Source organism: Hydrogenophaga intermedia (assembly GCF_000723405.1).
Lineage (GTDB): Bacteria > Pseudomonadota > Gammaproteobacteria > Burkholderiales > Burkholderiaceae_C > Hydrogenophaga > Hydrogenophaga intermedia.
In genome coordinates this window covers 83,677-92,507 of the sequence record NZ_CCAE010000013.1, presented here as the reverse complement: position 1 = coordinate 92,507, position 8,831 = coordinate 83,677, and the positions used below count along the sequence as shown (strand labels likewise).

Sequence of the window (8,831 nt, the reverse complement as noted above, 5' to 3'; positions counted from 1 at the left end):
GGGGTGGGTGGCGGTCGACGAGGCCGGCCGGGCGGCGCGGGCGCTCGACTATATTGCGCACCCGATCCAACAAGCGCGACATGGCCAAGGACAAGACGATCTACACCTGCAGCGAGTGCGGCGGCACCAGCCCGCGCTGGCTGGGCAAGTGCCCGCACTGCAACGCCTGGAACACGCTGGTGGAAGGCGTGGCAGAGGGCGGCGGCGCGCCAGCGAAGAACCGCTTCGCGGCGCTGGCCAAGACCAGCGAGGTGATGCCGCTCTCGCGCATCGAGGCGCGCGAGGTGGAACGCACGCCCACCGGTCACGAGGAGCTGGACCGCGTGCTGGGCGGCGGCATCGTCGAGGGCGGCGTGGTGCTGATCGGCGGCGACCCGGGCATCGGCAAGTCCACCCTGCTGCTGCAGGCGCTGGACAGCCTGCAGCGCGCGGGGTTTCCGTCGCTTTACGTGACGGGTGAAGAAAGCGGCGCCCAGGTGGCGCTGCGCGCGCGCCGATTGGGCCTGGAGGGCTCCGAGGTGCAGGTGCTGGCCGAGATCCAGCTCGAGAAGATCCTGGCCACGCTGGACGCCGAGAAGCCCGCCATCGCGGTGATCGACTCGATCCAGACCGTCTATTCGGAACAGCTCACCAGCGCCCCGGGTTCGGTGGCGCAGGTGCGCGAATGCGCGGCCCACCTCACGCGCGCGGCCAAGGCCTCGGGCACGGCCATCGTGCTGGTGGGTCACGTCACCAAGGAAGGCGCGCTGGCCGGCCCGCGCGTGCTGGAGCACATGGTGGACACCGTGCTCTATTTCGAGGGCGACACGCACAGCAGCTTCCGGCTCATCCGCGCGATCAAGAACCGCTTCGGCGCGGTCAACGAGATCGGCGTGTTCGCCATGACCGAGAAGGGCCTGAAGGGCGTGAGCAACCCCAGCGCCATCTTCCTGTCGCAGCACGCCCAGCCGGTGCCGGGCAGTTGCGTGATGGTGACGCTGGAGGGCACGCGCCCCTTGCTGGTGGAACTGCAGGCCCTGGTGGACAGCGGCGGGCCCAGCCCGCGCCGCCTGAGCGTGGGCCTGGAGCGCGACCGCCTGGCCATGCTGCTGGCCGTGCTGCACCGCCACGCGGGCGTGGCCTGCCTGGACCAGGACGTCTTCGTCAATGCCGTGGGCGGCGTGCGCATCAGCGAGCCCGCGGCCGACCTGGGCGTGATGCTGGCCATCACCAGCAGCTTGCGCGGCAAGCCGCTGCCCAAGGGCTTTCTGGCCTTCGGCGAGGTGGGCCTGGCCGGCGAGGTGCGGCCCGCGCCGCGCGGCCAGGAGCGCCTGAAAGAGGCAGCCAAACTGGGCTTTTCCGTGGCGGTGGTGCCCAGGGCCAACCTGCCGAAGAAGAACGACAAGGCCTTCGACGGCCTGACCGTGCACGGGGTCGAGCGCATCGAAGAGGCGCTGGAGCTGGTGCGACGCATCGACTGACAGAGGACCACATGGGAATTCGACGCATCGCGGCGGCCGTCATCGGCGCCGCCCTTCTGTACTGGGGTTACCGGCAGTTCGGCTGGCCGGGCGTTGCGGCCGTGGCCGGCGGCCTGGTGTTGTGGATGCTCCTGCACTTCACCCGGCTGATGACGGTGATGCAGCGCGCGGCGCGGCGACCGATCGGCCACGTGGACAGCGCCGTCATGCTGAATTCGCGCCTGCACGCGGGCCTGCCGCTGGTGGGCGTGATCGGCCTGGCCCGCGCGCTGGGCGAACTCATGTCATCCGAGGGTGAGCAGCCCGAGGTCTACCGCTGGACGGACCCGGGCGGCGCCAGCGTGCAGGCGCGATTTGCCCACGGCAAGCTGCTGGACTGGGGTTTCCAGCGTCCCGAAGCGGACGCCCCGACGGAGCGCTGAGGCCGGGCGCCGCCGTAAAATCGCCGGTTACCCGAATACCCCCACTCCCCAAAGGAAACGCATGAGCTCCCCCGCTCCCTCGATGTCCGACCGCGACGGCAAGATCTGGATGGATGGCCAACTGGTGGACTGGCGCGACGCGAAGATCCACGTGCTGACCCACACCCTGCACTACGGCTGCGGCGCCTTCGAGGGCGTGCGGGCCTACGACACGGTCAACGGCACGGCCATCTTCCGCCTGCAGGAACACACCGAGCGCCTGTTCAACAGCGCCAAGATCCTGCGCATGAAGATCCCCTTCACCATCGAGCAGGTGAACGAGGCGCAGAAAGAGGTGATCCGCGCCAACGGCCTCAAAAGCGGCTACATCCGCCCGCTCACCTGGATCGGCGACAAGAAGCTCGGCGTGAGCCCCAAGGGCAACACCATCCACCTGAGCGTGGCCGCCTGGGCCTGGGGCGCCTACCTGGGCGATGAGGGCATGAAGCGCGGCATTCGCGTCAAGACCAGCAGCTACACCCGCCACCACGTCAACATCACCATGACGCAGGCCAAGGCGGTGAGCAACTACACCAACAGCATCCTGGCCAACACCGAAGCCACCGACGAGGGCTACGACGAGGCCCTGCTGCTCGACTCCAGCGGCTTCGTGAGCGAAGGCGCTGGCGAAAACATCTTCGTCATCAAGGGCGGTGTGATCTACACGCCCGACCTCTCGGCCGGCGCGCTCAACGGCATCACGCGCAACACCGTGTTCCACATCGCCAAGGACCTGGGCCTGGAGATCGTGCAGAAGCGCATCACGCGCGACGAGGTCTACATCGCCGACGAGGCCTTCTTCACCGGCACCGCCGCCGAAGTGACGCCCATCCGCGAGCTCGACCGCATCGAACTGGGCAGCGGCTCGCGCGGGCCGATCACCGAGAAGATCCAAAGCGCCTTCTTCGACATCGTGAACGGGCGCAACTCGAAATATGCCCATTGGCTGACCAAGGTCTGAGGAGCGCAGCATGAGCAAGGCGGTCGTCGAACTCAAGGCCAAGGACCTCAACAGCCACGGCGGGGTGTTCTGCCCCAGCCCGCTGGCCGACATGAAGCTGTGGAACAGCCACCCGAAGGTTTATCTGGACGTGGCGAGCACGGGGGAAGCGATGTGCCCGTACTGCGGCACGGTGTACCGGCTGGCGGCGGGCGAACACGTGGCCCACGGGCATTGAAGGACTGCTCGTTCATGAGCCACGCCTGCTGGACAGGCAGTGGCGGCAACGCCCTCGAGCTGCGAGCGATCCGGCCTGGCGAGTGAGTCCGCGGAACCGACATGCAAGTGCCCCCCACTAGGCCTGAGCACCCGCCGCCGCCCGGGGCCTGGGCTCGATTGCCGCTGGCTCTGGCCGCCATGGCCACCGGCATGCTGCTGGTCTGGATCCTCCACTACAGCCGGTATGGCTTCGATTTCACGGACGAAGGCTTCTACCTCAACTGGGTATCCAATCCCTTTCTGTTCGACTGGTCGCTCACCCAGTTCGGCTTCGTGTACCACCCGCTCTACTTGGCCGTGGGAGGCGATGTCGCCAGCCTGCGCCAGGCCAACATCGGCATTATTTTCTTGCTGTCCTGGTGCCTCACCTGGCTGGTCATGCGCGCGGCCAGTGCGCATGAGGTCCACCGCCCACTCGAAACGGCGGTTGTCAGTGCCGGGTGGTCGGTGGCATGCCTGGTGACGTTTTCCTGGTGGCTGGTCACGCCGAATTACAACTCGCTGGCATTCCAGGCACTGTTAGTGGCGTCCATCGGCATTGTCCTGGCAGACAAGATCCCGTCCGCCAGAAGCATCGCCGGGTGGCTGCTGATCGGCTTGGGAGGGTGCATTGCGTTCTTGGCGAAGCCGAGTACGGCCATGGCGCTGGCCCTGGTGACACTCGCGTTTCTCCTTGCCGCACGCAAGCTGACCTGGCGCCTCCTCGTCCTGGCCATCGCCACGGCGCTGGTTGCCCTTCTTGTCTCCGTTCTGCTGATTGATGGCTCGTTGCATGCTTTCATCGGACGGCTGGAGACCGGACTGGCCTTTTACGATCTGGTCGGCGCAGGCCACACTGTCGCAAAGACCTTCCGCCTTGGTGATTTCCAGTTGCAGGCGCGCGAACGGGTGACGCTGCAGTTGAGCGGCGCGGTGGCGTTCGCAGGCGCCTGGTGCGCACTCCAACAGGTGCCGCGTTGGAGGCTGTTGGCCCTGCTGGTGTCCGCCGGCCTGTTCGCGACCACCACTGCCATTGTGGGCGGTGCCGCCCCGAACCCCACCGGCTTTGGCGAATTCCGCGCCCTGATCCTCATCGGGATTGTCTTTGCCTGCGCGGCCTTGCTCCTGGTCAGATGGCGGGAAGTGCTGCCACACGGCCTCCGCGTCCAGCGACTGCTACCCGTCCTCCTGTTCTTGGCCATGCCCTATGCGTATGCCATCGGCAGCAATGGCAACTACTGGTGGGTAGCGGGCTTCGTGGGATTCTTCTGGCTGTTGGCCGGCGTCGTCCTGCTCGGGCCGCTGGCACAGGCCAGGGGCGGGTGGGGCTTTGCCTTGCCGCTCGTCTTTGCCACGCAAGCCTTGTCTGCGCTGTTGCTGCAGCTGGGTTTCAACCAACCCTACCGGCAGCCACAAACCCTGAGCAAGAACAACAGCGTCGTCAGCCTGGGCCAAGACTCCTCACGGCTGGTGCTGTCCGAAGACTTTGCCCAGTACGTGAATGCCATCCAGCAGGCTGCGCAGGCGGCCGGTCTGCGCCCGGGCACCCCCGTTGTCGACTTGTCGGGCCAGTCTCCGGGCGTTCTGTATGCGATGCAGGCCATGAGCATCGGCCAGGCATGGACCGTGGGAGGCTACCCGGGCAGTCAGAAGCTGGCAGAAGCCGCACTGGCCCGGGTACCATGCGAACTGTTGTCCGCCGCTTGGCTGTTGGTCGAAGAATCCGGCCCGCGCCGACTTCCCACCGACGTGGTCGCCAGTTATGGGGCCAGCTTCGAAACGCATTTCGCCTTGGCGGCTAAGTGGCACACGGCACCAGGAGCGGGAGGATATGCCGAACCACGAGAGCAGAAGCTTTACAAGCCCACCGAGGTGCCTGTTGTGCTGACCGAATGCCATGAGAGGTTTCGGCGTACGCCGCAGCGATAGATGTCACAGGAACTCGCCAACGATCTGCCCTGACGAGCCCTCCCCCGATGCCTCCGGAACACCGGCTAACACCTCGCACCCAACCTGACTGACCTGCACCCGATGAACAACCGGTTCGACGAACTTCTGATCGAGACCAAACTTCGTTTGCTGCAAATGCACCACGATGCCAAGTCTGGGCATCTCGGCGGCAACTTTTCCTGCATCGACGCGCTGATGGCGCTGCACCACCTGGTGATGGCCGAGGAAGACCGGTTCATCCTGTCCAAAGGGCATTCCGCCGCCGCCCTATACGCTACGTTGTGGAGCCTCGGCAAACTATCGGAAGAAGCGCTAACCACGTTCACCCGCGACGACTCCCTGCTACCAGGACATCCGAGTGGGGCTGGCATTCCGGGTCTTCAGTTTTCCACGGGCTCACTGGGCCATGGGCCATCGCTCGCGGCCGGACTCGCGCTCGCCGCGCGCCACATGGGCCATTCGCGCCGAGTGTTCTGTTTGTGCTCCGACGGTGAGTGGCAGGAGGGGGGCTGTTGGGAAGCCTTGACATTCGCCGTCCATCAGCGGCTGGACAAACTGTTCATCCTGATTGACCAGAACGGCCTGCAGGGGTTCGGTCGAACCATGGATGTCATCTCCTGCGAAGACCTCAGCCCGCGGATCGCCGCCTTCGGAGCCGAGGTGCGCAGGGTGGATGGTCACGACCCGCAAGGAATCACCCGTGCGCTGAGCCCAGGCGAACACGGCCTTCCGGTGGTGCTGATACTGGAGACCATCAAGGGGAAAGACCTCCACTTCGAGAACAGCCTGGAGTCGCACTACCTTCCGCTCACGCCCGAACAATACCTGGCCGCGCGCAACGCGATCATGCAAAACGGAGGCGCGCGATGAGAAAGGCCTTCGCCGCAGCCGTGCTCGAGAACCACAACACGGAAGACTGCTTCTTCCTGACCGGCGATCTCGGATTCATGGCACTGGAAGAAGTGCGAGCGGCCATGGGCGGGCGATTCGTCAACGCTGGCGTAGCCGAACAGAACATGGTGGGCGTCGCAGCGGGTTTGGCCCGCGAAAGGCTGCGCGTCATCGTTTACAGCATTGCTCCCTTCTGCTACGCGCGCCCCTTCGAGCAGATCCGAAACGACGTCTGCCTGGGTGGACTGCCCGTTTGCCTAGTGGGCAACGGGGGTGGCTACGCGTACGGGCACATGGGACCGACGCACCACGCGCTGGAGGACTGCGCGACCATGAATGCTTTGGGAGTTCAGGTGCTGGCGCCCGCCTTCGACGAGGATCTGCTCGCACTGGTGGGCCGCTTTTCGCGGCCCACCTACCTCAGGCTGGGCCTGGACGCACGGCCTGCGGGCACGCAAGCGCCCGTTTACAACCCCTGGCGGGAAGTCCTGCCCGGCAAACGGGGAGCTTTGGCCGCCTTGGGGCCAATGGCCGGCGTCGCCTGGCAGGCTCTGCAGGGCCTGTCTCAGGAAGAACGCCCCGCGGTCTGGGCCGTGTGCGAGTTCGACGAATTCTCGATTCCCGAGGCGTTCCATCGGCAGATTGCGAACGGCCCGCTCCATGTCATTGAGGAACACGTAGCTCAAGGGGGTCTGGGCACGCATTTGACAATGGACCTCGTGAAACGTGGCATCGGGTGCTCGTCGTTCACTCATCGGTTTGCCCTGGGATATCCGAGTGGGCGTTTTGGTTCGCAGAATTTCCACCGCGCGCAATGTGGGCTGGACACCCAGTCCATTCGGCAAATGATCACGGATCAGCCATGACGGCGGAAGACAAACTCAAAAGCCTCGTCGGCCCCATCTTGGTGATCGGCGCCAGCGGTTTCATTGGCGCCAACCTACTGCGCCAGTTGCTGGCGGTCCGCAGCGACGTGGTGGGAACGGTGTTCTCCGGCAGTCCTTGGCGTCTGGCAGGTGTTCCGAGTGCCAACACCGCCTTCATGAACCTGCAGGATCCAGTCAGCACCCGTTCGCTGCTGCAGCGGCTGGCCCCGAAGACCGTCTTCGATTGCTCGTCGTTTGGCGCTTACTCGTTTGAAAGAGACCACGAGCGCATTCACGACACGAACTACACCAGCTTCATTCGACTGCTCGAAGAACTCGAACCCATGGCGCTGAGCGCCTACGTGCATGCGGGAAGCTCCTCGGAGTACGGACTGAACTCGGCTGGCCCCGCGGAAGACGAAGCGCCATTGCCCAACAGCCACTACGCGGTAAGCAAGGTGGCCGCCAATGCCGCCATTACCTACTTTGGCAAGGTTCGCGGGCTTCCGATCGTCAATCTGCGTCTCTATTCGGTGTATGGCCCTTACGAAGACAGCTCGCGACTGATCTCCACGCTGTGCGACCACACCCTGCGCGGCGAACTGCCGACGTTCGCCAAGCCAGAGGTGACGAGGGACTTCGTCTACATCGACGACGTGGTGGAGGCTTTTGCGGATGCCGCCCTGAAGATGGGGCCGGAGCTCGCTGGCGAGTCCTTCAACATCGGCACTGGCGTTCAAACCTCGCTCGCCGATCTCGCGTCGATCGTGCGCGAGGTTTTTGCCATTGACACCGTCCCGCAATTCGCGCCCTCGGCGGGCCGGGCGTGGGACACCGACAAGTGGTACGCCAATCCAGACAAGGCACAACGCCTTCTGGGTTGGTATGCACGGGTCGCGCTGGCGGACGGCCTCAGACGCTCACAGGAATGGTGGAAGCAGCAACTGCCCAAATCGGACTTCCACAAGCTGAGCAAGAAAGCACCCCGTCGCTCGTCGCAGAACTCGGTCTCGGCCATCGTCGCCTGCTACAAGGACGCTCAGGCCATCCCGATCATGCATGAGCGGCTGGCCAAGGTGTTCGCCCAGCTCGATGTCGACTACGAGATCATCTTCGTCAACGACTGCTCTCCAGACGATTCCGAGGAAGTCATTCGCGCCCTCAGCGCAAGCGATCCGCGCGTTCTTGGCATCACCCACTCGCGCAACTTCGGATCGCAAGCGGCCTTTCGGAGCGGTATGGAAATTTCCAGCAAGGAGGCCTGCGTCCTGCTCGATGGCGACCTTCAGGATCCTCCCGAATTGATCGAGGCGTTCGTCGAGGCATGGCGCGCCGGGGCCGATGTGGTTTATGGTCGCCGAACCAAACGGGAAATGCCCTACTGGCTCGAGGCCTGCTACCGTGGTTTCTATCGCCTGTTCGCCGCGATGAGCGAAGTGCCTGTTCCCAAGAATGCTGGAGACTTTTCGCTCATCGATCGCAGGGTCGTTTACTGGCTGCTGCAATGCCACGAGCGTGACGCGTTCTTGCGCGGACTGCGCGCCTATGTTGGATTCACTCAGGTCGGCGTGGACTATGTCCGTCCGGAACGCATGTTTGGCGTCAGCACGAACAACTGGATCAAGAACATCGGGTGGGCAAAGAAGGGCATCTTTTCCTTCTCGCGCATGCCACTACATCTGCTCACTGCAATGGGTGGCGTCGCATGCATGGCCACGGTCCTGCTGGCACTGGTCGCCGTCGGCATTCGCCTGGCGGCCCCCGACTCCGTGCCACAGGGGATCACATTCCTGTCGCTGCTCGTGATGTTCTTCGGCTCCTTCACCATCCTGGGCATCGGGCTTCTCGGCGAGTACATCGGCAAGATCTTCGAGGAAGCGAAAGCGCGCCCCGCCTTCATCCGCCGCCATATCATCGTCAGGGGCAAACTGCAATCCGCCGAACCGAAGGGGAACGCATGAGCGCCGCCGGGCCGTCAACAAGGTGCTCTGCACAGAGGGCCGCC

8 protein-coding genes are annotated in these 8,831 nt (G+C 64.6%); all 8 read left to right on the top strand.

Features of this window, described 5'->3' with window-relative positions; genetic code table 11:
- Positions 1–80: 80 nt before the first annotated feature.
- The 8 genes from radA to BN948_RS10560 all read left to right on the top strand — a co-directional run bounded on the left by radA (position 81) and on the right by BN948_RS10560 (position 8,787).
- Positions 81–1,460, top strand: a complete 1,380-nt coding sequence (gene radA, locus BN948_RS10595) for a DNA repair protein RadA (protein ID WP_009519339.1) — start codon at positions 81–83, stop codon at positions 1,458–1,460.
- 11 nt (positions 1,461–1,471) lie between these two features.
- The gene (locus tag BN948_RS10590; protein ID WP_009519340.1) at positions 1,472–1,882 is read left to right on the top strand and encodes a hypothetical protein; all 411 of its coding nucleotides are present in this window, start codon (positions 1,472–1,474) and stop codon (positions 1,880–1,882) included.
- A 61-nt stretch (positions 1,883–1,943) separates the two neighbouring features.
- Positions 1,944–2,882 carry a branched-chain amino acid transaminase gene (locus BN948_RS10585; RefSeq protein ID WP_009519341.1) on the top strand — a complete coding sequence of 313 codons (939 nt, stop codon included), beginning with the start codon at positions 1,944–1,946 and terminating at the stop codon, positions 2,880–2,882.
- Between the two features lie 10 nt (positions 2,883–2,892).
- Positions 2,893–3,099, top strand: coding sequence for a zinc-finger domain-containing protein (locus BN948_RS10580; RefSeq protein WP_009519343.1), 207 nt, complete (start codon positions 2,893–2,895; stop codon positions 3,097–3,099).
- Positions 3,100–3,278: 179 nt separating this feature from the next.
- Positions 3,279–5,048, top strand: coding sequence for a hypothetical protein (locus BN948_RS10575; RefSeq protein WP_138820134.1), 1,770 nt, complete (start codon positions 3,279–3,281; stop codon positions 5,046–5,048).
- 102 nt (positions 5,049–5,150) lie between these two features.
- A complete protein-coding gene (locus tag BN948_RS10570) occupies positions 5,151–5,939 on the top strand; it encodes a 1-deoxy-D-xylulose-5-phosphate synthase N-terminal domain-containing protein (RefSeq protein ID WP_009519345.1) in 789 nt (262 codons plus the stop codon).
- Positions 5,936–6,826, top strand: a complete 891-nt coding sequence (locus BN948_RS10565) for a transketolase family protein (RefSeq protein ID WP_009519346.1) — start codon at positions 5,936–5,938, stop codon at positions 6,824–6,826. The genes BN948_RS10570 and BN948_RS10565 overlap by 4 nt, the downstream gene beginning before the upstream one ends.
- Entirely contained in the window at positions 6,823–8,787 is a 1,965-nt protein-coding gene (locus BN948_RS10560) for an NAD-dependent epimerase/dehydratase family protein (RefSeq protein ID WP_009519347.1), read from the top strand. Before BN948_RS10565 ends, BN948_RS10560 begins: the two co-directional genes overlap by 4 nt.
- Positions 8,788–8,831: the final 44 nt, after the last annotated feature.